The following is a 25670-nucleotide window of genomic DNA, read 5'->3' as shown; positions in this document are numbered from 1 at the left end:
CTAAAATTCCTACCGCTCCGCACGCGGCATCACGACCGTGCGAACGACGGCATGTATCTCGTCTTGAGTAGCTTCAAGTTTGAATAGCAGCGCTCGAATGGTCGATTCGCCAAAAGCCATCGTTCGCTCGTCGTTGGTCAGCCAGAGCTTGAGTAGGCCACCCAAACGTCCAAGGTCCCCATTGATGCGCAACAGGTCTTCTACGCGGCGGTTATCCAAGATCCCCCGGACTTCATAGCCAAGGCCAACGCAACGCAGATAGTCGGCAACGGATTTGTTTGCGGCTTTCGCCAATCGCTTGATTTCCGCTTCCTCGTCCGGCAGCACTGGCACGCGTAAGTGCTTCCGATCGCGAGTCGGACCTAACGACTTCTTCGTCATGACGGCCTCCAGGTTCTTTAGCGGCTAAAGCTGCGTACGCTTATCGACGGCGGCAGCCGGCTGGCCTCGCAGAGCAGGATCCCGTTGAGCGCCGAAGGCGCGAATAAGGGAATGGGAAGATAGATAACCAGCTCCGCTGGTTAGCTAACTTCACCTATCCTGCCCGCCTCTACGAGCCGATTACGCCAAGTCAGGGTACCACCCGACTTTCGATTTAACCTCGACTTCGTCAAGAAAACAGGTAGTTTTTTCAGCGGATATAGCGAAAACTTCGGCAGCTGAGCCTATACTTAGACCCAAGCGTAGGCGGGTTACACCCAAACAAAGCAACATCCAGTAGGGCAAGAAAGGCGACATGGCTAAGTCATATACAGAACAGCTGGCCGAGTGGGTAAAGCGCCGGCCGGCCCCGACCAGACGCGACAAGAACCTGGTCGCATTCCTGGCCGTGCGCGACGATGTGAGGCAGGCCCTGGATGAGGGGTACGCTGTCAAAACCGTGTGGGCACATATGCACGACAGCAAACGGATCGAGTTCGGTTATGACACCTTCCTTAACTATGTCAACCGCTACCTTCGCTCGGTCGACCAGCCTGTGCTCGCGACCAGCCAGGCCGCCAACGTCCCAACCTTTCGGAAAGCGCATCTGCGCAATGCTGCTGACAAACCTGTTCCGTCGAAACCCATCCCGCACCAACGAGCCGCGCCGGCCGCCAGTGAACCGGCCGGATTTACCTTCAACCCAGCACCGAACATTAAGGAGCTAATGTGATGAAGCCGAAAGTACATATAAAGCTGCAGGGAAAAGGCGGAGTCGGAAAATCGACCGACGCCGCGTTTTTGGCGCAGTACCTGGCAAGCAAGGGACTGGCGCCGACGAATATCGACACGGATCCTGTCAATGCAACCTTTCATAGCTACAAGGGCCTCAACGTTAAGCGCCTTAATATCATGGAGAACGACGAGATCAACCCGCGCAGCTTTGACGAGCTGATCGAAATGGTCGCGGCCGCCTGTGGTGATGTGGTGATCGACAATGGCGCATCCTCGTTCGTGCCGCTTTCGCACTACCTCATCAGCAACCAGGTACCAGCGTTGTTGGCGGAGATGGGCCGCGACCTGGTGGTCCACACTGTCATTACCGGGGGTCAGGCCTTGGTCGATACCGTCAGCGGGTTCAACCAGCTTGTGACGCAGTTTCCCGAAAACACCATGTTCGTGGTGTGGCTGAACCCGTACTACGGCCCGATCGAACATGAAGGTAAGTCGTTTGAGCAGATGAAGGCGTACGTGAACAACAAGGCCAGGGTATCGGCGATCGTGCGGCTTCCAACCCTCAAGGAAGAAACGTATGGCCGCGACCTGTCCGAAATGCTGCAGCAGCGCCTGACCTTCGATGAAGCGCTCGCGCTCGACTCGCTGACCATCATGACCCGGCAACGGCTGAAAATCATCAAGGCCCAAGTCTTCGCACAACTTGACAGTTCCATGGTGCTCTGATGGACCAGTTCGACGCCTTAATACGGGAGATCGCCGAGAAGCACGGCATCGTAGTAGGCCGGGATGATCCGATCCTGGTACTGCAGACGATTAATCTGAGGCTGATGCAGGAAAGCTCAAAGGCCCACCAGGTGCAGCTGGACCAGTTCAAGGAAGAGCTCGAACTGCTGTCCCAGCGTTGGGGAAATGACGCCAAGGAAAAGGCCGAGCGCATCCTGAATGCTGCACTCGATGCCAGCAAAGGTGCGATGGAGCAGCTGATGCAGGACGGCGCTAAGAAGGCCGCGGCAGCTGTGGCGGCCGAGGTGAGTACGGCGTTGAGTGGGTCTGCGTTTCGTGTTCAACAGGCCCGCACGATCGCCTGGCTTAATGTGTTCGCGTCGTGCGCGACGCTGTTTGCTGCGGCGATCGTGCTGTGGGCTGGTTCGTGATCGACCACGTAGCGGCAACTGCTGGACTGCCGCGCGCGAGCGCGGTCAATTTGCTAGACTAGTCGATTGCTTATCGTCAACGTCTGCGACAATCCGGCAGCTGTTCGCTGCTGCTCCCGCTGCTCTTTCTCTTTCTGCATCCGGCGCTGGTGCGCCTGGTTCAATCGTTGAGCCTCTTGAAGTTCGGCCCATTGCGAAGCCAAGCCAGGATCCTGATGACGAAGCCTGCGAATTGCAAGTTCCTCGATTCGCGGCCCGTGGATGCTCATGCCATCCTTGATCTCACGCACTCCTTCCAGACGTCCCTGTAACCGCTGCATCGTACTCTGCTGCTGCTCCAATTTCTGCTGCCAGCGCGCACGTGCACCAGGCAACGCGATCAGGGCAGGCTGTTCCGATCGGCACTGCTGCAGTTTTGATGCTTGCTGTTCGATAAGCTTTTCAAGCCGGTCCTCGATCCGTTCAGCTTGGTCATGTTTCGCCTCGATCTGGACCGCGAGCGCCGTTCCGTACGATTCCTCAACCGTGTTGAATTCGGCCAATGCGGCCTGCTCGACCTGCAGTTCCCGGCTTCGCTCCATCAAGCCGTCGGCTTGGGCCTCGGCGTCCTGGGCCTGAATGCCGGCCTGCCCGGGCCTCGTTTGTTGCTGTAGGTGCCTCTGCTTCTGATCCATGACTGCCTCCGATTTTAGCGGCTAAAGTCGATCAAGAGATTCCTCGGCCCAGTTTGAGCGATGTGGACTGCGACGACTGAGCAGCGCCCTGCTCATATCTAATGCTGGAATTACTGCCGATCTCAGGTACTTTATCGAAATCAGAGAGAGCGTGCTTTACGAATGATTTACCGGTCTGCTGATAAATATGCGTGTGGTCATGGTAGATGATCATCCCTTCGTGCGTCTTGGCTTTGTCCGCCTGAACGGCCAAGTGAATGTTGTAGATGCCAGGCTTCAATGCCCCGGCCTTCTCCACCTTATCAGTCGCCCACTGGCCCTCTTTCTCGATCTGTAGAAGGCGCTGGCCGTTCATTACAAGAAGGCGCTGCTTCATGACAGTCTCCGTCGAATTGGATGGATGCGGGCGGGTGGCATAGGAGATTTGATTACAATCAAGCAAGCCATTCTAGCCGATTAAAGCATAAGCAGTGCGAAATCGTAGGCTGTTTTGCCGCCTTCTGCCGGATCGATGACGACCCGACATATCCATTGAAACCCTATTCCTTGCCGGAAGGCTTGACTGTCTGCAGCAACAGCGAATTTTGCACTCCGGTCGAATCATCTGACCCCGCAGTTGGTTGTCTGTTCCCTTGCACGTGCCTCCTGGCCGCGGAGTGCCAGGTGCTGGCGTGTCTGTTCGCGCCCGGGCCAATTAATCAGGCGAAAAAAAACTCGCTGGTGCGAGTTCTTGATGTCTGACATAGCAAATGTTGGACCCAGCAATGTGATGGCGAGCCGCCTGCTAGATGCACGACCATGATGGCGTGACGACACGCCGGCATGGTCGAAAAGCACCTATCCTTCGATCAAAGCAACGAGCCGCACATCGGTCAGGCTGGCTTCAAATTGCTGGCCATCGTCTTCGTACTTGATCCATGCGTAGCCTTCGGCCGGCGGGCGCTTGCTCAGCATGAGGCGAGCTGGACGTCCGTCATGCTCGACCTGTACGATCGCCTTTTTAAGCTTGTCCGGGTCAGTATTGCGTCCCTTTTCCTTCTTAGGCTTGTCGCCTTGCGCGCCCTCGTCGGCTTCAGCGTCCGTTTCACCAAAGACAATATCCAGCGTATTTGGATCACGCATGGTTGAACCTCCTTTGTTCTTCTCAGCCAGGAACTCGCGCAGCAGCCTGACCTCGCCACGGCTGATTTCCTGGGTTGGAACACTCAGCCAATCCGTGACCTCTTCGGGATTGCCCTTATAGGCAGTCACGAGCTCGTTGACCACGGTGACGTCATTCGCCCGGCCGGCATTAAACACAGCTGCGATCGGCTCTGGAAGATCCAGCAGGGTCGCATACTGAGTAACCCATGATCCGGATTTGCCCCAGCGTGCCGCGATGTCCTTGTTCTTCGCGCCCGCAGCCTGCTTGATGCCAATGCGCTCCGCAATTTCTCGCGGAGACTGGCCCTCACGCTGAATGTTCTCGATGATCTGGTCGTCGACGTCGTAGTCGTTGTCGATGAATGCCGGTACCTCATCCAGCTTCTTGACCTTGCAGGCACGGAAACGGCGATGACCGTGGTTGATGATGTAGCGCCCCGACTCCTTAGGATTATCGCGCAGGGACAATGGCGTCTTCGGCCCTTTGGGTCCAAAGCTGTTGGCCAGCTCCTGGATGCTCTCCGGCCGGAAGCCGGGATTGTCAGCCGAACGCGGCTGCTCGGGGTCCTCGTCAATCAGGTCGATCGAAATCATCAGCGGCCCGCGATCGCGCGGTACCGCTGTAGCCTCCGCTGGCGCCGCGGCGGGTGCCGGGTCCGTTTGCCGCGCTGCTGCACCAATTTTCATTGTTTGGATTCCCGTTTCAAGGCGGCTTGCTGTGCCCATTTCTTCACGATGAACGCCTGCTGTTCTGGCAGTACCACTGAGACTCGCTCGTAACCTTCTGGCAGGCTCTTCTCCAGGTGGGCCGTCCAAACCCGATTGACGGCTTGCGATACTGCGCCCCTGGTCAGGCCCAGCGTTCTTACGAAGCTCGATTGCTGCAGCCCTTCCACCAAGACGCCTCGCGCTATCTCGATTGTCTGCTGGCCTACTTCCAGGTCCATGATGCTTGTCTGGAACTGTGCCTCGGTTACCCGCTTCTTCATCCGGTTCCCCAATGGTCATCGCTCCGCGCCTCGGTTGAAAATTGCGGGTGTCAGCCAGCGATCATATCAATTATTTAGCGAAACTTTACTGACATCTCAAATGAATTTAGCGGCTAAAGTCTACTGTGACGCTTGCTGCATCACCTCGCAGCTGGTCATTCCCAACTCAGCGCACCTCCGGTCTGATATTCGGTCACGCGTGTTTCAAAGAAATTTCGTTCCTTCTTTAGATCGATCATTTCACTCATCCACGGGAACGGATTTGCTTCGTTCGCGAACAGTGGATCGAGGCCGATCTGCACTGCGCGACGATTGGCAATAAAGCGCAGGTAACCCTGGAACATCGCCGCGTTCAACCCCAGCACGCCCCGCGGCATGGTGTCCTCCGCGTAGCGGTATTCCAGCTCAACAGCGTCCAAGAACAGGGTACGGATCTCTTTACGGAAGGTGGGCGTCCACAAATCCTGGTTCTCGCCCTTGACGGCATTGATGAGGTCTATGCCGAAGTTGCAGTGCATCGACTCGTCGCGCAGGATGTAATGGTACTGTTCGGCGGCGCCAGTCATCTTGTTCTGTCGACCAAGCGCGAGGATCTGTGTAAAACCGACGTAGAAAAACAAGCCTTCCATCAGGCAGGCAAACACGATAAGCGAGCGAAGCAGCTTTTGGTCGGCCTCAACCGTACCCGTTTTAAACGCCGGATCGGTTAAGGTATCGATAAATGGAATCAGGAACTGGTCCTTGTCGCGGATCGACGGCACTTCATTGTAGGCATTGAAAATCTCCTGCTCGTCTAGGCCCAGCGACTCAACAATGTACTGGTAAGCGTGTGTATGGATCGCTTCTTCAAAAGCCTGGCGAAGCAGATACTGGCGGCATTCGGGTGCCGTGATGTGGCGGTAAGTGCCGAGCACAATATTATTGGCGGCAAGGGAATCAGCCGTCACAAAGAAACCAAGGTTGCGCTTGACCAAGCGACGCTCGTCATCCGTCAAGCCGGCCGGATTCTTCCAAAGCTCGATGTCACGCTGCATGTTCACTTCTTGTGGCATCCAGTGGTTCGCGCAGCCGGCCAAGTACTTGTCCCATGCCCACTTGTACTTGAACGGGACAAGCTGATTAACGTCAGTCTTACCGTTGATGATGCGCTTGTCATCGGCGTTGACACGCTTGGCGAGCAACCCCGCACCGTCCGATGGCATCGATTGAGCCGGAGTTGTCCCTTCCTGGCCAGGTCGTTCATCATCCCAAGTCAACATGATCGTCTTCTTTGCACACAAATGAGAGATTGCGTTCAGCCGTCACGAGCCGGACCAGTATTACTGGCACGCCTCACATGAATCAAAGCCAGGATCACCAGTGCGATAGGAACATGCCTGCGAGGTTCCAGCAACGAAAGGCTCGACGTCTCCAGGTATCCACAGGAATACCTCATCCCTAATTGAATTCGGCAAGTTGTCCAGCTCTAACGTCGATGCTTTCTGGTAGATCATCTGGCTATAGACTTCGGCCAACATCTTTACGCTCCAGTGCAAAACACAGTCGATCGGAGGGTGCTGATCCCGGGCGCGATTGATAGCAGACTCAAGTTGCACGATCGTGATGACGGTCATGACTTTCTCCAGCTAAACCACCAATCAAAGACCCTTTGGCTGATACACAGAAACGAACCAGGTCAGGCCGGTCAGAACCGCAAAGTGAAGCATGAAAGTGAACCCGGCGTAAGTGCCTGGGGTATCCCAGAACCAGAGCATGCGGAAGAACTGGTAGACGCAATCGAGAATGACGACGTAACGGAGCACAGGCCACAGCAGGACAGTCAGTACCCAGATAGCTTTGAGGACTAGATTGCCACGCTCCTGTTCTGCAGGGCCAACAGGCACAATCTGGCTTGCCGTAGTCGTGGGCGGCACGGTCTCTGGAGCCGGAAACTTGATGACGTTCTTCATGGCTTGACCCTTTCCCGGTTTCCAGGTTCAACGGAGGTACAGGTATCCGCGCCTGCGTCTGAGTATGTCAGTGCTCAATCCAAGCCCCCCGAGCATTCCGGGGTACTTCCGCGATCAGGACATAAGTGCCTCGTCCATACACACAGTATAGGGCAAAATGTCCTAATTAGCCGAAATATATAGCTAAACATTGATACACATTCATGAATTTCCCCTGGCGTACAAACGTCTTTCAATCGCTCTTCCAGATGCAGCCCAAACCCGCGAACTCGCATAGCAAAGCCCAACAGGCATAGGGGATTGCCGACTCTTCGCTGATCCAGCGCCGCACAGTCCGGTCACCTTGGGCACCAAGTCCGACCGCTCTCGATGCCTGACCAGCTGTAAAACCGGCAAGATGCAGTACTTCGCGTACTTCATCACCGCTCGGCCGCTGAAAGTGAGGTCCTGCAGGTTGCAAGCACGCGCCCCTGATGTTGCTGTTCATTCTTCGTATATTCCTTATCCGATAAGCCCGTTGACCAAGTCAAACACCCGAGTACAGGTAACAGTCTAGGGCAAAACTGCCCTAATCTAGCGCTAGCGGCGGCTAGAGGGCTGTGACAGCTGGGTTTGCTGGCGCAGCCCTCAATGTCACCCGCCGACTCGGCGACGAACCACTGCCGGCTTCACAGCGCAAGCGGCGGCTCAATGGGCGTGACATCACGGGTTTCGCTGGCGCGCCCCTTGAAGCGGATCGTCCTCACTTCAGGGTTTTTCATGCTCCCCGATGGCGCACCTGCTCGCCGCCAGCAGCAGCATTCCGCCGAGCGCCACAGGCGCGCTGGAGCGAAGCGCAAGGCCGCCGGGCCGAGCCCGCAGGGCCAAGATCCTGGCTTTATCGGGGCTCGGTTCACGAGAGACCGGGGTTTCGGCCCGGACGTCGCTTTTCGTCTTTCGGCCTCTAATGCATCAAAAGTCAGTCAATGCACGCCGATGCCCGGACCAGTCGAAGCGAAATTAAAAGGTTCATCCTCAATTCCAATTTGTGCCTGTGTTACGCTAGAAACAACGGCGAGCCCGGCACATCGAGGGAAATTATTGTGACCGAACCTAAAAAACTTCTAGGCTGGAGCGACTCAAGCTCGCGAACGTAATGGATGGGCGTGCTGAATGCTGTGTTTCAGGTCGTTGGTTGCAATTTGCGCAAACGGCTCAGCAGAACCCGAATGGGTGGGGCGGACACGAGGAACTGACGTTCGTGAGTGTCATGACCCAGAACGAGGACGGTGTGAGTCGGAAAATTTGTGAACTCGTGTTGGAGCGGCAGGGCATGTTGGATATTTTAAAACGAATGACTGTAAAACTTCGACAAAATATGGAGAATTAACGTGACCTTTGACATCTCTGTCATAACAGCGCTTGAAAGCAGTCCCTTCAAAGTGCAAGCGCGCTGCTTCTGCTGCAACGAAGAACTGAAGACTGCGGCGGATGGCCCTGTCGTCTCGTATGACGCCTGGCCGACACCAGATGTCCTAACCCGCGTGATCATGCACCGCGACTGCGCGTTTGCAATGGCCCAACGCATTATTTGCGACGCGTGGCCGAAGCGTCACGTTGGTGACGCATTGATGAGGAACGATCGTTAGGCAAAGCAAAACGATCGATATTAGGGTCCGCGAATGAGCACGAGTGATCTTCGCGACGATAATCGCTAAGGGAGTGGATGGATACTGACCAGTGGCTCAAGGTTGCGCCAATTATTACAACAATAGCGCTCGGTGCGAGCACGTTATGGCTCGCAATAAAGCAGTACTTTGATGGCAATAAAAACGCGCTGCGTGAAGAATACAAGTTCGCAAAGATCTTTTTCCAGGACTTGGAAGACAACCCAGGGATGCACGCGTTCGCCCGTAAAAAGGGATTTCAAGCTATAGGCAAGAATCAAGATATGCCGCCCTCGGTCATAGAATATCTAATGGCGTTTGCCGACCCGGTGCAGGCTTTAAGCGACTATGAAGCGTCCAGGGGATATTTAACCAGTGTCGAAGGACGCGGAAAGCGCCAGCTCCAGTTCGCAAGTTCATTTCTCTTCGCGACAGAGAAACGACGTAAGGTCCTGAGCGTGGCATATCTGCTCTGCGCCAGCGCGTTCTATTTTCTCGCATTCACCCCGTGGTTTCTTTTAACCGTTGGGAAGATTTCGACGACGATTGCGATTAACTCAACTATCGTTTTTTTTCCGCTCGGAATAACGGTAACCGTGATTACTACCCGGGAGTTCATCCAACTGCGGCGTGCCATGCGTCTGGTTGATGTTCAGAATCGCCGGGCCGTCGAAGAGGATTCAGCTTCAGTCCAATAAGAGCGACACCAAGGAAAAACGTACCACTCTGATACAAGGCATCGAACTTAAGGAGGCCCGTCTCACTTCCGGGTGTTTTCACGGGGACCGATGAATAAGGAACCTTCGGCCAGCAGCTGCACTCCGCCAAGCGCAGACAGGCGCGCTAGAGTGTGGAAGACCGCGGGGCCGACACCCGGCATTGATCGGGGCTCGGCTTACGAGAGACCGGGTTTCTGTCCCTCGCCTTTCGTCTTCGATGCAGTCTGCGGTGCGCGACCCCTGAATTTCCTTCGCTACAATGGGGCCATGTGCGGCCGACTCGACCAGAACGACATCAGCAGACTGATCCTCAATTTCGATTGGGCCGACGAGGTATTCAATCGCAGCCAGGCCGAAGACAAAGTCAACGCCTCGCCTGGATCATTCAGGCCCCTGCTCCGCCTCACCGACGGCGCACTATTCGTGGACGACGTCCACTGGGGCTACCGCTCCACATGGGCCGAAGCCTCCGGCAAGATCCCGATGGCCATCAATACCCGGCTCGACAAAATAACGAACCGCTACTGGAAGCCACTGCTCAAAACCGGCCGCGCAATCGTTCCCGCGCAAGGCTGGTACGAATGGACCGGCGAAAAAGGCGCGAAGCAGCCTTGGCACATCCACCGCATCGACCACGCCCCACTCTACCTGGCCGCACTGTTCGGACAAGGCAGCGAAGACTCCAAAATGGCCAACGGCTTCACCATCGTCACAGCAGCAGCCGAAGGCGGCCTCCTCGACGTGCACGACCGGCGCCCGATCGTCCTCAGCGTCGCCGACGCCGCCATGTGGATGAAGCCAGACCTGCCGCCCGACGAAGCTGCGCATATGCTAGCAAATTTTGGAGTTCCGCCGGAAGCGTTTGCGTGGCACATGGTAGACAAGGCCGTCGGCAATGTGCGTAACCAGGATCAGCGTCTGGCCAGCCCAATAGCGGGCTGAAGTCTGAGCTTCTCATGTCCAGCCTGGCATCCAGCTTCCCAGGCCTTATCAGGTAAACGGCGTTACTCGCTACCGCCCGTTCGCGCAGCCATGTCGACTTTCCCGGCAATCCAACTCATCTTCAACGCGCTACGCGAGGATCTGCCGGGATATGACATCATCTCAAGCACGTCGCGTGCGTACTGACGATCCGCTGCAGCGCGCTTTTCGTCTTCCGCAATGTGCCCCAATTCCTGCGCCCGTTCGTTGCGCCTTGATTCGTGATCGGCAGCCAGCAACTCTGATTCGATTGTTGGCGCTGATTGAAATCTGACCCACTCTGCTGATTGAATTTTGACCCAGGGGCGGGGTGCCGCGTTTGAAGCAGCGGCTGTGGATAAGTGTACCAAAGTACAAGGGGGATGCGCGTAGGGCGCAGCCCGCAGCGAATTCCCCTTTGGCTTCGGATGTGACCATTTAACGATATAAACGATTTATCTTATTATCCATTGACATGAACGTCAGAACGGATCTGGCTGCGGCACCGCCTTCCCTGCCTTACGCTTTTGCTCGCGCTCCTTGATGCGCCCCTTGGCGGCCATACTGCTGTGCTGGAAGCGGTAAGAGTCATTGCCTGTTTCGACGATATGGCAATGGTGCGTCAACCGGTCCAGCAGCGCCGTGGTCATCTTGGCGTCGCCAAACACGGCCGACCATTCCGCAAAGCTCAAGTTGGTGGTGATGACGACGCTGGTGTGCTCGTACAGTTTGGAGAGCAGGTGGAACAGAAGCGCGCCGCCGGCCTGGCTGAATGGAAGGTAGCCCAGTTCGTCCAGAATGACGAGGTCCATGCGCAGCAGCGACTGCGTGAGCCTGCCTGCTTTTCCCTCGCGTTTTTCGCGTTCCAGCATGTTGACCAGGTCAACCGTCGAGTAGAAGCGCACCCGCTTGCCCATCGCCGCGATGCCCGCGACCGCGATAGCCGTCGCAAGGTGCGTCTTGCCAGTGCCTGGTCCTCCAATGAGCACTGCATTCTGTGCCGTGTCGGTAAAGGTCAGCGTGGCCAACTGGCGCACAAGTGCCTGGTCCACCTTGGATGCCTCGAAGTCAAAGCCTGCCAGGTCGCGGTGGACGGGGAATTTGGCAGCGCTCATTTGATGGCTCACTGAGCGCAGGGCGCGGTCAGTGTGCTCGGCCCGCAGCAGGTGCTCGATCAACCATTTCGATGTGGCCACAGCGCTTTCCCCTTGTGCCAGCAGGTCAGTCCAGGCACTGGCCATGCCGTGCAGGCGGAGCTCTTTGAGTTCGGCGGTCGCATCACGCATGATTGACCTCCATGCTGCCGACGTCGCCTTCTCGCAGGGTGTCGTAGCGGCTGGTGTTGGCCAGCGGCGCCTCCTTCAGTTCCAGCGTGGTTTCCACTCGTGCAGGCTCCGGTACCGCCGTTAGTCGTGCCAGGACGTTTTCTACATGCTCGGCGCTGAGCACGCCCGATTCAATCACCAGTTCCACTGCCACCAGCACTGCTGACAGGCCCGCCACCGGCACGGTCGCCAGCACCTTCGCCATCACTCTGTCGCCGCCGGCATGGCGCAACAGGCCCTGCTTGAGGCGTTGCAGCGGCGCCGGCATGTCAGCGAACGGGGCACCATTGCGCAATGCGCCTGGCTTACGCTGAACCAGAGGGATGTAGTGCTGCCAGTCGTAGCAAACCTGTTTTCGGTCGACGATGCGTTCGTGATCGGCGACTTGCGCGTCGCCGGCCACCACGCATACGCGCGTCGGATAGAGATGGGTGCTGACCATGTGACCGGCAAGCTCGCACGGCACCGAGTAGCGGTTGCGCTGGATCGTCACCAGACAGGTGGACGACACTCTGGCGGGCTTTTCCACGTAACCATCAAAAGGCGTCGGCATGGGCATCAGCTGCCCCTGCTCCTGCGCCAGCATTTCAGCCACGCTGAACGATGGATGATCGGGATGACGCAACTCGCCCCATAGCGCCCGGCAGCGCTCACCAAGCCAGGCATTGAGTTCAGCGAAGGTGCCGAACGGGCGGGACTGAGCTTCAATCCAGATGCGGCGCCGGCTGTCCTGAACGTTCTTTTCGACCACGCCTTTTTCCCATCCCGAGGCCACGTTGCAGAAATCAGGATCGAACAGGTAGTGCGCGCACATGACGGTAAAGCGGGCATTGACGATGCGGCCTTTGCCCTTCTTAACCTTGTCCACGGCAGTCTTCATGTTGTCGTAGATGCCGCGGCGTGCCACGCCGCCCAGCGCAGCAAAGGACCGTGTGTGGGCGTCAAACAGCATCTCATGCCCCTGGCTCGGATAGGCGACCAGCCAGAACGCGCGGCTCGCGCACAGCTTCATGTGCGATACCTGCAGCCGGCGGTAGATGCCGCCGATAACCAGGCCTTCCTCGCTCCAGTCAAACTGGAAAGCCTCGCCCTGCTCAAAGATGAGCGGAACGAAGGCCCGTGGCGTCTTGCCTTCTGCTTCGCGCCAGGCACGAATGAAGGCGGTGACCTGGCAGTAGGCGCCCGTGTACCCGGCCGCCTTGATCTCGGCAAACAATGCCTTGGCGGTGCGGCGATTCTGTTTGATGCGATGGGCATCGGCCTTGAGAGCCAACTCCAATACGCCGTGAAACGGCGTCAGCTTGCCCGGCTTGGGCTTGCGCTGATACGCCGGTTCAGCAACCTCTTCGGCGGTGCGCAGCCACTTGCGAACCGTGTTGCGAGACAGTCCTGTCCGCTTTGCAATTTCATGCAACGACAATTTGTCGCGCAGGTGTAGACGTCGAACCTTCCCAAGCATTTCCATGGTGATCATCCTCTTTGGTCTCCCGCCCAAAAATTGGGCAGGAGAAGTAGAACACCTGGGTCAGTTTTCGATCAGCAAACACCTTCAAAGTGGGTCAATTTTCGGCCAGCGTCAACATCAGACGAAATAAATGGCGTTAGCTTGTCACTGCCGCGCACCAATAGCACTGGTTCGTTCCCGATCGTCACTGGACACGCCCCTCTCGTCGCCAAGCGCTCAAAAATCGCGGCATCCCTACGCCCCAGCCACATCAGGATGTCCACGTAAATCTCCGTTTTCCGATCTCAATCGAGATTCCAAGAGCCTTCCCGATATTTGTACGTGCTGGTTAATATTCCCTCTAACCAATCGTGCACGGTCGCGCACTTCCCTGCCCCGAAAAGGACTCTCTGTTCGCCGCCGGTCTCCAACATCGCCACCGGTAGCTCGGGGAGCATGCCTGTTCCGATGCCATCTTCCGGGAACACGTTTCCGAAATCACGCTTCAAGAGCAAACGTGATGTGGCCTTGCTCAAGGTCAAGAACGTTTCGTGGCGAACCAACCAAAAACACTCAACCCCCGATACCGTGTATCTATCCTGGCGCCGCATAAAGTCGCGGAGGTGCTGGTAGGACCGTTGCAACTCAATAGCGATGTTGCGTCGGTCGCTCGAAAACAGCACATCTGCCTCCCACTTAGCCCCGCTAGGTGACAGACCGGGCACCTCTTCTCGTCCTTCGATGCCGAGTTGGCGTAATGATCCCAACACCGCGGCCTTTCCATTCTTGTGCCACTTCGTCTCAGGCGCGGTTGAGCATTCATCCGACACGTGGGCGAAAAACGGCAACCCATTGATGCTCGTTTTGAGGACGGCAGGCGACTTGCAACAGGGCATCACGAAGTCGCCGAGTTGCGCGACCTGCTTCAACGCTTCCCAATCGCTTATGCGGAATTCACTCGCATCTACCGGCCGCCCATCGCGGGTCCAAACAGACTGTGTCATGACCTTCTCTCGCAATGGTTTCTTATGTTCAATAGGCCATCCTTGATGAGGCAACTTTTTAGCGATTTATCGCCTGTTAATCGATCTCGCCTCGCCTTCCGGATTTCGACGGGCTTACGAATGCCGCAGCAATCTCGCACTTTGACACTCTCTTGCGGGCGCAGTAGGCACATCCGTATTTCCCCAAATTTTCGTGCTGATACGGTAACGTTAGGATGCAGGGGGTGGAGCAACCGGATGGCCTCAAGAGCCGTGTATTCGTCGAGCCTTCCTTCGCGCACCCACCCAGCAAGTGGAGCGGTAAGAAGAAAAGCGAATGTTGCGGCATCGCCCCAGCGCCATCCGCAGCCAGTTTTTAGGCGTTGTTGAGCTACATTAGTTTTTGTGTCATGAAACTTTTCTTCATCTAAGCTGGCCGCAACGGGCCAGAGTCTTTCGCAACCCCAAGCTTGCGATAACTGACAGTTCTGTGGAAAGGCGGATTCGTGCTTGTAGAGTCAAGGATTTCATATTGCGCTACCAATCGGCCTTCGGGATTAAAAACGTCATACGACTCGACGTCTGAATCTTGCCCTTTTCTGACATCGCGGCGATCGCCTGTCTTCGTTACGACGAATGCCGGGTCGATCCCTAATTGCTCACGGTACGTATGTTCCATAGTGGTCCGATTTTCGCGGCAACCGGCCGCATGCGGGGCGCCACAGGGCGCGAAATTTTTATGGTTCCATTTTGGCCTGAGATCGCACCGCATGACCGCTCTAACTGCCGTGAGGAGGCGCTCGACATCCTCATCGGCTTAGCGACGGCGGGTTTGCTTGTGCATGGTTCGCACACTTCGTCGGTGCACTCGACGTAACGCTTTGCGCGGCACTTGTAAGGTTTGCTAACGGTCAGGGCGGACAGTTCCTAGTACGCAGTCGATCAACGCTGCTTGAAGATTGGGGGTGCGGATGAGGTGCACCATTAAAGTGTTTCTTTCCCAGGCGCCGAGCAACGTAGATCATTGCAATATCATAATACTTCTGCGAATGCACGACGAAGTATTTCGTTCGATACCTGCTTCGCCCGACGTGCAGTTGCGGTAGCCTGGCGCGCAGCGCCGGGCGTAGGGTTGGGTTAGCCTGGCGCGCCGCGTCAGGCGAGCCGTTGGGCGGAATCAAAGTAACTAATCTAGCAACTTGTATGATTCACGCATGAACCGGCGAATGACAACACGACGACATGACCGCCTAGCAGCGATAAACATTGATGTTGGCCTAATCATTCTGCCGCAGTTGGGTATTGAAGCATTTGTGACTGAACTCATTGGAATTGGTGTTACCGTCAACACGATTAATCGCGTGCTTTCACAGCCAACCAAGCGTCGCCCGATTCCGCCAGACGAAGTTACAGCGAGACGGGCGACTGCAACGCGAACGTCGCAAATCGTATTGCGGCTAAAAAGTTGGATGTCGACTCGTACCGTTCAGTGAAGCCAGAGCATCAATTTTGCTAAACCGCGGTCACCCCACAACTACTTCGCAACCTACCCGCTTCGGACGGCGAGACCTCCAGTAATGGAAGTGGTGTACCCTCGAAATCGAATTTCTGCAGGCCACCCTCACGAGCCCGGTGTCAGGTGCACTGATGCACAGACATGAAGTGGAAAATTGATCTCTCACATTATTAAACTTGAAACGCGATGATAGCCTGCGGCAATGTCTGTCCATCGCCTAGAAGGGAAACCATCATGGATTCGGGGACCGTGGCGCTCCAACTCGAATGGATGCTCATGCCGCTGTTCTGTACGTGCACGGGCTATTCAACAAAAGCCGTCGAGCGTAAGATTGAAGACGGTAAGTGGATCGAAGGGCGGATGTATAGGCGGGCGCCGGACGGCCGCATCACTATCAATTTGCAGGAATACTACCGGTGGGTGAGCGGGGCGAGCGCAAGGCCAAATATGCAAGAGCGCCGCATGCGTGCAGGCGAACGTCGCCGTTCCATCGGCGGCAGCTAGGGTACACAGGCAGAGCACTCAGATGCCGTCACCAATTAGGGGCATACTCTGGCGGCGCGTTGAGCTTACGCTATGAGCAAAACACCAGGCGTAGAGATTAGAGCAGGCTGTATTCGAATCGTTTTTCGCTATCAGGGGAAACAACGACACGAACGGTTATGCCTGGACAATGAGGGCCTTGCCCCGACGCCGGCAAATATTAAATACGCAACCCGACTTGCCGCCGAGATCAAAGACAAGATCAGGCTGGGTACGTTTAAGTATGTGGACTACTTCCCTGGCTCGTCTCAAGCCAAGATCGAAGCAACACCCGCATCGGTACCGTGGCTGTACGACGTTATGGATCATTGGCTGCGCGTGTGTGATCTCAAAGCATCAACACGCGAGCAGTACACTACGAGGATGAACAGTTTTTGGAAGTCGCATCTCAGAAATGTTCCGATCGATCAAGTTCGCTACTCCGACATCATGGGAGCACTGGCCGCCGGATCTTGGAAGAGTGCAAAGAGTCGTAACAACGAACTGAGCATGATCCGAGGTCCATTCGAGCTTGCCATCCGTGACAAACACCTTACCGTCAATCCCTGCGACGAAATCAAGCCAAAGAAGGTGCAGAGAAAGTCACCTGATCCGTTCACTCTTGACGAGGCAAATCTGATCCTTGCGCTCCTTAAAACACACAGACCCGAGCCGATTTACAATTTTGTCCAATTCATGTTTTTCACAGGTTTGAGAACAGCAGAGGGCATCGCTTTGCAATGGAAGAATGTTGACTTACGGCGCAACGAGATCTTGATTGAAGCTGGAATGACGAGCGATGGCGAGGAAGACACGACTAAGACCGCGCAGGCTAGAACGGTAATTTTGAGTGCCAGGGCTCATGAAGCCCTGCTGCGTCAAAAGTTCCACACGTATCTTCAAGGTGAATATGTCTTCCACGATCCAAAAACGGGAAATCCTTGGTCCTACCAGACAATTACTGACGCGCGCAGTTTTTGGGCCATCACTCTTAAAAGCTTGGGCATTCGGTACCGTCGTCCGTATAACATGCGTCATACTTACGCCACAATTGGACTGATGAGTGGGGCTAAACCTGCCTTCCTGGCCAAACAACTAGGTCACAGTCTACGCATGTTTTTTGATGTTTATGCCAAGTGGATCAGCAGCGTGGATGACCAACTTGAAATGGCTAAGGTCAATGCTGCGATCAAACGCCGTGAAGCGCCGCAGAAATTACGGTGAGTTGATCTAGCCGCTACAAGCCATTGGTGATCTCGTATCGAAATGCTGCATGCAAGTTGTAAAAATACCCGCTTAGGTACTCCAACGATTCAAGTACCTTAGGAATTGGCGAGCTATTAAAATTGTAGGCTTCCACTATCTCGTCGTTTTCGTCCAACATCAAGGTGCATTTCACAGGCACTTTAGAGTCTGCCATTTTTTCAAAAATTGAATTTAAGCGTTCAGGTTGAATCGACGATTTTCTCGCATCGTGGGCACTGGTGGCCGATTCTGGATAGCGGAAGTATGTACTTTTTGGGTCCGACCCACTAACCAGCTGTATTTTCCTCTCGACGTCGGGCGCAATAGTCCAGTCGGCTTTTGAAGGAAGTTGAGAAATTGTGGCGGCAAGAACCGACCGAAAATAGCTGAACAAATCAGAAAGATTGTGAGTGCTTGATAAGGCTATCCATTTTTCGCCCACTTTGGCTGCCGGTTTCTGAGCAGAAAAGCCTTCACCGTAAGCAATTTCATACTTTTTATGCAGAATTACAATGAGCGATTTAAGAAACAGCTCGACTGCATGTCGCTGAAGGTAGCAAAGCGGAAGCACTCCATCCATCGCATTACCCGCGCGCCGAAGAGTATCAGCAGCTTGGGAGAAGTTACACGCAGTAACTCCGAGGCCTCCATCATAGTGGGTATTTGGCGGCGTTATAAGGTAGTTCATCTCTTCCAGTGTCCAATGCTCAACTCGATAAATGGTCGTGCTTGGCGCATGCCTGAAGCACAAATCGTGTTCAACCAGAATGTCCTTTACACCGGCCTTGCGGCAGACGACGGGCTAAAGTCACCGAATATTTCTCTTTCGATCCTATCCTCCGAAAAGACCTGCCCCTCCTCGATAAATTTGCATAGAATGCGTGACAAGATGGTCCGTACTTCTAGAACATGTGTTCGTAATTGCTCGGAGCTGAGCTTCGCCCCGTGAACGGCTTTTGACCTTGTCCCATATAATTTCTTTATTTTTTGGTACGCCTGTCGCCTCCTAGGACCTGAAGGCTCAATGACGACCGCAATATACGTCGATAGGCGAAACCCAAGTTCACTTTGAATACCAAACAGAGATTCGATTCCGGCCCAAAGGGTGGCCGCCATCATACGCTCGCTCGTCTGGTGCTGGTGCGTAGACAAAGACTCAACCGCGAGGCGGAAACAAGGTATTTCAAGCAAACGGGCAAACGTTGGAACGTTCGCTCCTACCCAATCAAGGTCAGCAGTTTGAACCGGTGAATCGGCGTCCAGCTTCGTAGCCGTTGGAATGTCCTCTACAAAAGTAACCGAGCACTTTCGCTCATCCAAGCCCGCGATGACTGACCATGAATAATCAGCGGCGACTGGCACTAAGAATTCAGCTAATGTACGAACACGAATTAGCGAAATAATCCACCAGGCCAAGTCAAATGAGCCTTGTTCCGATTCAGCCATATCGTGAATTCTAAGTTGATAGCGAATGCTGTGTGAATATCGCGCGACTGCACTAAAGAGGTGTCGATCCTTTAGCGAGGAGGCCAGCTCAATTTCGCCTGGAGGCTCTACCACCCTTTCGAGAATTGCCAAGTCTTCTACAATAGCGTGGGACGTACCAGGCATGTCAACGTCAAGACCGACAATCCCAAAGTACCATCCGGTTTGCGAGTCAATACAAAGCCGCTCTTTCGCGCGAAGCTCCCTTTCCACGAAGTGATTGCATTGCGCTCTGAGTTCGGAAAGGTCAACTTTCGCTATCACATCAAACTCCCCATCATCCATGTCTGCTGCAAGCGCGGAAGATGGCTTGCCCGATTTTGTTCAGAAACCGTCTTAATCCTCGAACACGAACAACTGGCGTTCGATCAATCCTGAGGGACTGAAGTCGACGGTGGCGGTAAAAGTCCGTCGTCCCAGACGGTTGCTCCCCACGACTCGATTTGCGCTTTCGGCAACCATTTGTGTTCGTGCAAACAATCAAATATTGGCTCTACAGACACGACGGTGAGATAGCCTATTTCAGTTGGCTGCCCCATCTCAAGCAAACTATTCGTAACCACCCCCAACAAGCATCCATCTATAAGTGCCGGGCCTCCGCTAAACCCGCCACGCGCCATTGCCGACAGGACGAAATGAACGTGCGGGGCGTGGCGAACGTCTATCACGGCACTGATCTCTGCACGCGTCGCTACGAGCAGTGGTTCTGAAGTCATTGGTATAGGCGGGAATCCCATTACGGTGGCTTCCCACAGAACGAAATCGTTGTCGCCAATCCAGTCATCAAGATGACCGCCGAGTGGAATCCATGGGAGTTCTGGATCGATGTCATGGGCGCGAAATACGGCCACGTCGACTTGGGGGTTATCGTGGAAGAATGGCCCTTCTGAAATGATAATGTCACGACGAGAAATATTGTGCATGGCCTGCAACGTACCATCGCGCCTAGCCACAAAACTAAGTGCGTTCTTTGCGCGCTCGCCTTCGACTGGCACCTGGTGGTCCCTAACAGTCGCAATGCGCTCTACAACACAATTTTCAAGCACGTGACGCGCCGTGACAAACACTCCTTGGCCGACATGAAAAGCCGTTCCAATTCCACGATCACCAGCGGCGTTGCAAACGTCGACAAACGCAACAGCAGCGGAATATTTTTGTAATGTGTCGATAGGCGAGAGCATTACGCTCCTTTCTGAAAGCAGTCCATCACGAAAATTCTCGCTAGCCTCGTCGCTCTAGATCTTCTGGATCTAACCCCAATGGATGGGGATGTTGCTCCCATACCGTTGAGGCCGCGACCAGGACAGTCTTTACTTCAACCCCATTTTCGCGAAGCACTTGTGCACAAGCCCTCAAGTGAGACCCCGTAGTCTTGACGTCATCGATCAACACAACCTTCTTGCGTTTGACTGCAGAGGACACGACTAAGGAATCCCGCAGGACATTGACGTTCCGTGTACCACCGTCGCTCGAAGCGGAAGGCATGGCATGGCGAAACCGCAACCACGGTTCCACCGAGATTTCGTCCCGTTGCCCGATAGTGCGAAGCGCGCGTGCCATGCGTTGAGGCGCTGAATCCAGCCCGAACTCGACGCATTTGCTCGACGGAACCGGAACAAGGACGACATCGCCCAGGTTCAAACGGCGCAGTCGGCGCACGCCCCAGCAACCGAAGATTATTAAGGCGTTGTCCGGGTTCGACTTATCGAACTGGAGGCGCGTGCCATGCATGTCGGTGAGGCCGCCGGCACCTCTGAACTCTTTATGCTTTAGCGCCTTAACAAATTTATTGATATCGTAGTCAATAGCACGCCAGTTGATTACTTCGCGCTTATAGCTGGCGTAAGCACTGAGGGCATGGAGGATTAATGACATAAGGTCCTTTAAAGCGCGTCGAAATCTTCAAACGGATTTGGCAACACTCGACGTGCCAGGAACATGCCGACGACTCGCCTGTCGGGGTATTGTCGCAAGATGGTACTCCGCGCGGCGACAAAATGCGCACCGGTTGTAAGCACGTCATCGACCAGGATGACAATTTGACGAGGAGGCGGCCCTACCAATTCGTAGATAGCTTCCAGCTCATGCGGCTTTTTGCCCTCGCCACTTTGCTGGGTATGCGAAGCGACGTAGCTCACTGTCTGCATGACCAGCTCGCGCGTCTCTGCCGCGGTGTTAGCGCATCCGAGCAATGCTATTCGATTCACACGGTCATCGAATTCTGGGTCACTGCGTACCTTTGACGGGGGGATCGGCACAACTGTTGTAGTGGGAAGCAACGGTGCTGCCGCACTCAATACCCTGTGTAACAAATTGCCCGCACTCGCAATTGCCCTTTCCTTGTACCGATACTCCGGCTGGCCGCGCCTGAGTACTGACTTCTTTATGTTCGAAACTAACTGATTGCCTTCGCTAAAAGCGTAGCCTTGTCTCGCAGCGTATTCGTAAAAGAAGAAACACTCGTGCTCAGGCCCGAGGTAATGGTGATCGCCGATATTACTGGGATCAATCTTGAGTAGGTGCGGTGGCATTCAGATTGGTCAGAATATCGCTGAAATCGCGGATGCGGATGGCACCCTTCTCTTCATATTTGTGCGGCCAAGTTAATCCAGGCACGCCAAAATTGCTGTTTAGGATGAACAGCTTGCGACCCTGTTTCAACGCAGCACGGGCTTGGATCAGAGTGCCAGAAGTCTCCCCAGCTTCAACGATTACCGTCGCCTGGGTCAGAGCGGACATAGTGATATTGCGCTCCGGGAAAAACAAACGATTCACGGTAGGGGGCCGGCGCGCGTAAACCAGTACGGGCACCTGACTGATGAGCAGATGTTCGCGAGCAATCGCCTGCTGTAGCGCTTGATTCTGCTTTGGGTAAACCTGGTCGAGCGGCGTTCCGATCACAGCAATTGTGTCGCCGCCACATTTGATCGCAGTTTCGTGTGCAATCGTGTCGATGCCAGCGGCAAGACCAGACACTATGGTGAACCCGTCGTGCACCAGCGTCGCTACGAGCTTGGCCGCACGTCGCTGACCGAGTTCGGACGGGTTGCGAGTACCTACGATGGCAATACGCTTTGGCGAATAGGCAAGGTCCCAATTACCCTGGTAGTACAGGAACTGCAACGGGTGGTCGGCGTGTTTGAGCCATTCTGGAAAGTCGGCTGCGCCTTGCATGCGGACGCTGAACTGGCCAATTCCTTTCTTACTGAATCGCTCAAGGACTTTCTCCGCACAAGCGCGCGCATCTTCCTCACTGACGAGCTGAGAAGGCCCCTGCCCTGGATTCGCGCGGAACAGTTCCGCAAGGTTCTTGAACGACGGTTTGGTAGGACCAGTGTCCTGCTGCCACAGCCATTCATAGGCACCCATTTCTAGCATGGGCGAGATAGCACCAAAGTCTGATCGGAAGGTTGAGTGAATTGACATATCGCACCAATCATAGCATGTAGCTGGCTGTATGAATATACAGTACCACAGTCGATCTGGCCGTGGTTTGGCCGCTTTCAATCGCGTACCCGTACCTTAAAGGAAAACCCCCAACCGAAGGCGCCTCCTCGCAAAAATCCCAAAACGATCCCAAAGCCCGAAAATTCGGCAAAATTGCAGAGCTTCGCTGATGGGCCAGACGAAAAAAAGCCCCTGGATTCAGGGGCTTACTCATTCTGGCGGAGAGACGGGGATTCGAACCCCGGATAGGCTATGAACCTATACACGCTTTCCAGGCGTGCGACTTCAACCACTCATCCATCTCTCCTGATTCTTCGCTTTCACGAAGCCGCAGATTATAGCAAAGATTCTGCTGAGTATGGTGAAAATTGGAGCCACATCCGATCTGGCTCAGCATGGGTTCCCGCTTTCGCGGGAACGACATGAGTTAGGATGCTTCCTTCAGTTGCTCCAGAATCGCCGGGTTCTCCAGGGTCGATACATCCTGCGTAATCGTCTCGCCCTTGGCCAGCACACGCAGCAGGCGCCGCATGATCTTGCCCGAACGCGTCTTCGGCAGGTTGTCGCCAAAGCGGATTTCCTTCGGCTTGGCAATCGGACCGATCTCCTTGGCAACCCAGTTGCGCAGCTCCAGCGCCAGCTTCTTGGCCTCTTCGCCCGTCGGCCGCGCCTGCTTCAGCACCACGAACGCGCAGATCGATTCGCCCGTCGTCTCGTCCGGCTTGCCGACCACCGCCGCTTCCGCAACCAGCGGGTTCGCCACCAGCGCCGACTCGATTTCCATCGTGCCCATCCGGTGGCCAGACACATTCAGCACGTCATCAATGCGGCCGGTAATGGTGAAGTAGCCCGTTTCCTTGTTGCGAATCGCGCCATCGCCCGCCAGGTACATGCGGCCGCCAAGTTCTTCCGGGAAGTAGCTGGTCTTGAAGCGTTCCGGATTGCCCCAGATGGTGCGGATCATTGATGGCCATGGACGCTTGACGACCAGAATGCCGCCCTGCCCGTTCGGCACATCCTGGCCCGCTTCGTCGACAATCGCCGTCATGATGCCAGGCAGCGGCAAGGTGCACGAACCCGGCACCATTGGCGTCGCGCCCGGCAGCGGCGTGATCATGTGGCCGCCGGTTTCGGTCTGCCAGAAGGTGTCGACGATCGGGCACTTCTCGCGGCCGATGTTTTTGTAGTACCACATCCAGGCTTCCGGATTGATCGGCTCGCCCACCGAGCCAAGCAGCCGCAGGCTGGAGAGGTCGTAGTTTTTCGGGTGCACTTTCGGGTCCACGTCCGCAGCCTTGATCAGCGAGCGGATCGCCGTTGGCGCGGTGTAGAAGATGCTGACCTTGTGCTTGTCGATGGTTTCCCAGAAGCGGCCGGCGTTCGGGTAGGTCGGCACGCCTTCGAACACGATCTCGGTGCCGCCAACCGCCAGCGGGCCATACGCGATGTAGGTGTGGCCGGTCACCCAGCCGATGTCGGCGGTGCACCAGAACACGTCGTCCGGCTTGAGGTCGAACGACCATTTCATCGTCAGCGCCGCCCACAGCAGGTAGCCGCCGCTCGAATGCTGCACGCCCTTTGGCGTACCGGTCGATCCGGACGTGTAAAGAATAAACAGCGGATGCTCCGCGCTAACCCATTCCGGCTCGCATTCGGCCGGCTGCGCCGCAACCAGCTCGTGCAGCCAGATGTCACGGCCGCTATCGAATGGAATATCGCTGCCCGTGCGCTTGTAGACGATGACGTCTTTCATCGTGGCGCAGCCGCCCAGCGCCAGCGCTTCGTCGACGATGGTCTTGAGTGGCAGCTTTTTGCCGCCGCGCAGTTGTTCATCAGCGGTGATGACGGCGACAGCGCCTGCGTCGATGATGCGCTCCTGCAGCGATTTTGCCGAGAAGCCGCCGAATACTACCGAGTGGGTCGCGCCGATGCGCGCACATGCCTGCATTGCGGCGACGCCTTCGATCGACATCGGCATGTAGATCACCACGCGATCGCCCTTCTTGATGCCGCGCGACTTCAGGCCGTTGGCGAACTTGCAGACTATTTCGTACAGTTCTTGATAGGTAGCGCGCGTGACCGAACCGTCGTCCGCTTCGAAAATGATCGCGGTCTTGCCGGCGTTGCCGTTCTTGAGGTTGCGGTCGAGGCAGTTATACGATACGTTCAGCTCGCCATCGGCGAACCATTTGTAGAACGGCGCGTCCGATTCGTCGAGCGTGCTCGTAAAGGGCTTGTGCCAGTCGAGATTTTCACGGGCAAGGCGGGCCCAGAAGCCTTCGTAGTCGCTGGCGGCTTCCGCGCACAGCTTGTTGTACGCGTCCATGCCCGAAATGGCGGCGTTGGCCACAAACTCCGCAGGTGGTGCGAATACGCGACTTTCCTGCGAGCCCTGAATTTCTTGATCAGCCATGCTTGTCTCCCTATAGTTGCTTTAGTTTTACGACAACATTAGCCGCCGTCGCTTACTGCCCCCTTACAGTGCAAAAACGCCCGCGATGTCCGCTCGTTGTGGTGCGCTTGGGAGGTGTGCTGTGTGATTTTACCAATCTTTCAACGGCGATTGCGGCGGCCGCCAGCCTGCAGCTGCCAATGCATGCTTTTCCACCCGAAGGTTTGCGCCAAATCAAACTGCCGAGCAGGTGTAAAATGACGCATCGCAAATTTCTGCCTGTCCTGGAGCATTACTCGCATGTCTGAGCCGCGTTTTTCGACCACCCCTCCCCCAAAGCTAACGCCGTTAAACAACCTGATTTTCGCCAGCCGCTGGCTGCAGTTGCCGTTGTACCTCGGCCTGATCCTGGCGCAGTGCGTCTACGTGTTCCATTTCTGGGTCGAACTGAAAGACCTGATCGGCGCCGCCATGGGCAATGCCGCCTCGTTGCAGCACCTGCTTGACGCCGTCACGGTGCCGGGCGCGGTACGCCCCACGCGCTTGAACGAAGCGACCATCATGCTGGTCGTCCTGGGCTTGATCGACGTCGTCATGATCTCGAACCTCTTGATCATGGTCATCGTCGGCGGCTACGAAACCTTCGTCTCGCGCATGCACCTGCAAGGCCATCCGGACCAGCCGGAATGGCTGTCGCACGTCAACGCCTCGGTGCTGAAGACCAAGCTGGCCATGGCCATCATCGGCATCTCGTCGATCCACTTGCTCAAGACCTTCATCAACGCATCCGCGTACACCGAAAAGGTGCTGATCTCGCAGACCGCGATCCACTGCGTGTTCCTGCTGTCGGCGCTGGCCATTGCCTACACGGACAGCCTCATGACCAAGACCCAGGCCCTGGCCAAAAACAATCACTAAC

General features: G+C 55.6%; 26 protein-coding genes and 1 tRNA gene. 8 read left to right on the top strand and 19 right to left on the bottom strand.

What is annotated here, in order from left to right:
• Positions 1-9: 9 nt before the first annotated feature.
• On the bottom strand, positions 10-381 hold the full coding sequence (gene traJ / locus I4X03_RS04725) for a conjugal transfer transcriptional regulator TraJ (protein ID WP_223466466.1): 372 nt from the start codon (positions 379-381) through the stop codon (positions 10-12).
• A gap of 355 nt (positions 382-736) precedes the next feature.
• Here traJ and I4X03_RS04720 point away from each other — a divergent pair, with 355 nt between their 5' ends.
• Genes I4X03_RS04720 through traM form a run of 3 tightly spaced genes read left to right on the top strand, consistent with a single transcriptional unit; the run spans position 737 to position 2312 of the window.
• Positions 737-1153, top strand: coding sequence for a TraK family protein (locus I4X03_RS04720; protein ID WP_223466462.1), 417 nt, complete (start codon positions 737-739; stop codon positions 1151-1153).
• The gene (locus I4X03_RS04715; protein WP_223466460.1) at positions 1153-1881 is read left to right on the top strand and encodes a PRK13886 family protein; all 729 of its coding nucleotides are present in this window, start codon (positions 1153-1155) and stop codon (positions 1879-1881) included. Before I4X03_RS04720 ends, I4X03_RS04715 begins: the two co-directional genes overlap by 1 nt.
• A complete protein-coding gene (gene traM / locus I4X03_RS04710) occupies positions 1881-2312 on the top strand; it encodes a conjugal transfer transcriptional regulator TraM (RefSeq protein WP_223466457.1) in 432 nt (143 codons plus the stop codon). Before I4X03_RS04715 ends, traM begins: the two co-directional genes overlap by 1 nt.
• 53 nt (positions 2313-2365) lie before the next feature.
• Here traM and I4X03_RS04705 read toward each other — a convergent pair whose 3' ends face one another.
• From I4X03_RS04705 to kleE, 7 genes are all read right to left on the bottom strand, one after another.
• Positions 2366-2986 (bottom strand): IncP plasmid survival protein KfrC family protein, encoded by a 621-nt coding sequence (locus I4X03_RS04705; RefSeq protein ID WP_223466455.1) that lies wholly within the window; start codon positions 2984-2986, stop codon positions 2366-2368.
• A 31-nt stretch (positions 2987-3017) separates the two neighbouring features.
• Positions 3018-3362, bottom strand: a complete 345-nt coding sequence (locus I4X03_RS04700) for a KfrB domain-containing protein (protein ID WP_223466453.1) — start codon at positions 3360-3362, stop codon at positions 3018-3020.
• A 461-nt stretch (positions 3363-3823) separates the two neighbouring features.
• Complete coding sequence (locus tag I4X03_RS04695; RefSeq protein WP_223466449.1) at positions 3824-4816, bottom strand: ParB/RepB/Spo0J family partition protein; 993 nt, start codon at positions 4814-4816, stop codon at positions 3824-3826.
• Positions 4813-5118 carry a TrfB-related DNA-binding protein gene (locus I4X03_RS04690; RefSeq protein ID WP_223466440.1) on the bottom strand — a complete coding sequence of 102 codons (306 nt, stop codon included), beginning with the start codon at positions 5116-5118 and terminating at the stop codon, positions 4813-4815. Before I4X03_RS04690 ends, I4X03_RS04695 begins: the two co-directional genes overlap by 4 nt.
• Positions 5119-5273: 155 nt before the next feature.
• Positions 5274-6377 carry a ribonucleotide-diphosphate reductase subunit beta gene (locus I4X03_RS04685; RefSeq protein WP_370660487.1) on the bottom strand — a complete coding sequence of 368 codons (1104 nt, stop codon included), beginning with the start codon at positions 6375-6377 and terminating at the stop codon, positions 5274-5276.
• A gap of 60 nt (positions 6378-6437) precedes the next feature.
• The gene (locus I4X03_RS04680) at positions 6438-6731 is read right to left on the bottom strand and encodes a DUF3717 domain-containing protein (protein ID WP_223466438.1); all 294 of its coding nucleotides are present in this window, start codon (positions 6729-6731) and stop codon (positions 6438-6440) included.
• A 24-nt stretch (positions 6732-6755) separates the two neighbouring features.
• Positions 6756-7067 (bottom strand): KleE stable inheritance protein, encoded by a 312-nt coding sequence (kleE, locus tag I4X03_RS04675; protein ID WP_223466436.1) that lies wholly within the window; start codon positions 7065-7067, stop codon positions 6756-6758.
• Between the two features lie 1705 nt (positions 7068-8772).
• Here kleE and I4X03_RS04665 point away from each other — a divergent pair.
• Complete coding sequence (locus I4X03_RS04665) at positions 8773-9411, top strand: hypothetical protein (protein ID WP_223466432.1); 639 nt, start codon at positions 8773-8775, stop codon at positions 9409-9411.
• Positions 9412-9699: 288 nt separating this feature from the next.
• Positions 9700-10374: an SOS response-associated peptidase family protein gene (locus I4X03_RS04660; RefSeq protein WP_223466430.1), complete on the top strand. Its 675-nt coding sequence runs from the start codon at positions 9700-9702 to the stop codon at positions 10372-10374.
• A 500-nt stretch (positions 10375-10874) separates the two neighbouring features.
• On the opposite strand, the gene istB is transcribed toward I4X03_RS04660, so the two are convergent.
• From istB to I4X03_RS04645, 3 genes are all read right to left on the bottom strand, one after another.
• Positions 10875-11681 carry an IS21-like element helper ATPase IstB gene (gene istB, locus I4X03_RS04655; RefSeq protein WP_441295274.1) on the bottom strand — a complete coding sequence of 269 codons (807 nt, stop codon included), beginning with the start codon at positions 11679-11681 and terminating at the stop codon, positions 10875-10877.
• The gene (gene istA / locus I4X03_RS04650; RefSeq protein WP_223467571.1) at positions 11671-13182 is read right to left on the bottom strand and encodes an IS21 family transposase; all 1512 of its coding nucleotides are present in this window, start codon (positions 13180-13182) and stop codon (positions 11671-11673) included. Before istA ends, istB begins: the two co-directional genes overlap by 11 nt.
• A 284-nt stretch (positions 13183-13466) precedes the next feature.
• Positions 13467-14165 carry a competence protein CoiA gene (locus I4X03_RS04645; protein WP_223466413.1) on the bottom strand — a complete coding sequence of 233 codons (699 nt, stop codon included), beginning with the start codon at positions 14163-14165 and terminating at the stop codon, positions 13467-13469.
• Between the two features lie 1729 nt (positions 14166-15894).
• Between I4X03_RS04645 and xisR the strand changes: the two genes are divergently transcribed.
• Both xisR and I4X03_RS04635 read left to right on the top strand, forming a co-directional pair.
• A complete protein-coding gene (gene xisR, locus I4X03_RS04640; RefSeq protein WP_307735337.1) occupies positions 15895-16164 on the top strand; it encodes an excisionase family protein in 270 nt (89 codons plus the stop codon).
• 72 nt (positions 16165-16236) lie between these two features.
• Positions 16237-17406: a site-specific integrase gene (locus I4X03_RS04635; RefSeq protein ID WP_223466411.1), complete on the top strand. Its 1170-nt coding sequence runs from the start codon at positions 16237-16239 to the stop codon at positions 17404-17406.
• A gap of 13 nt (positions 17407-17419) precedes the next feature.
• Here I4X03_RS04635 and I4X03_RS04630 read toward each other — a convergent pair whose 3' ends face one another.
• The 8 genes from I4X03_RS04630 to acs all read right to left on the bottom strand — a co-directional run bounded on the left by I4X03_RS04630 (position 17420) and on the right by acs (position 24772).
• Positions 17420-18115 (bottom strand): hypothetical protein, encoded by a 696-nt coding sequence (locus tag I4X03_RS04630; protein ID WP_223466409.1) that lies wholly within the window; start codon positions 18113-18115, stop codon positions 17420-17422.
• A gap of 86 nt (positions 18116-18201) precedes the next feature.
• The gene (locus I4X03_RS04625) at positions 18202-19197 is read right to left on the bottom strand and encodes a HEPN domain-containing protein (RefSeq protein ID WP_223466407.1); all 996 of its coding nucleotides are present in this window, start codon (positions 19195-19197) and stop codon (positions 18202-18204) included.
• Positions 19198-19280: 83 nt separating this feature from the next.
• On the bottom strand, positions 19281-20093 hold the full coding sequence (locus I4X03_RS04620) for a S1 family peptidase (protein WP_223466405.1): 813 nt from the start codon (positions 20091-20093) through the stop codon (positions 19281-19283).
• Between the two features lie 40 nt (positions 20094-20133).
• A complete protein-coding gene (locus tag I4X03_RS04615) occupies positions 20134-20787 on the bottom strand; it encodes a ComF family protein (RefSeq protein WP_223466402.1) in 654 nt (217 codons plus the stop codon).
• A gap of 8 nt (positions 20788-20795) precedes the next feature.
• On the bottom strand, positions 20796-21443 hold the full coding sequence (locus I4X03_RS04610) for a hypothetical protein (RefSeq protein WP_223466400.1): 648 nt from the start codon (positions 21441-21443) through the stop codon (positions 20796-20798).
• A complete protein-coding gene (locus I4X03_RS04605) occupies positions 21418-22290 on the bottom strand; it encodes a DNA-processing protein DprA (RefSeq protein WP_223466399.1) in 873 nt (290 codons plus the stop codon). Before I4X03_RS04605 ends, I4X03_RS04610 begins: the two co-directional genes overlap by 26 nt.
• Positions 22291-22575: 285 nt before the next feature.
• Positions 22576-22666 (bottom strand) — tRNA-Ser (locus I4X03_RS04600).
• Between the two features lie 120 nt (positions 22667-22786).
• On the bottom strand, positions 22787-24772 hold the full coding sequence (acs, locus tag I4X03_RS04595; protein ID WP_223466398.1) for an acetate--CoA ligase: 1986 nt from the start codon (positions 24770-24772) through the stop codon (positions 22787-22789).
• A 279-nt stretch (positions 24773-25051) separates the two neighbouring features.
• Between acs and I4X03_RS04590 the strand changes: the two genes are divergently transcribed.
• Positions 25052-25669, top strand: a complete 618-nt coding sequence (locus I4X03_RS04590) for a TIGR00645 family protein (RefSeq protein ID WP_223466396.1) — start codon at positions 25052-25054, stop codon at positions 25667-25669.
• Position 25670 lies beyond the last annotated feature (1 nt).

It is taken from the genome of Massilia soli, from assembly GCF_016809835.1.
In the GTDB taxonomy this organism is placed as follows: Bacteria; Pseudomonadota; Gammaproteobacteria; order Burkholderiales; family Burkholderiaceae_D; genus Telluria_A; species Telluria_A soli.
Note: the sequence above shows the minus strand (reverse complement) of the source record. Positions and strands in the feature narration are given on the sequence as shown.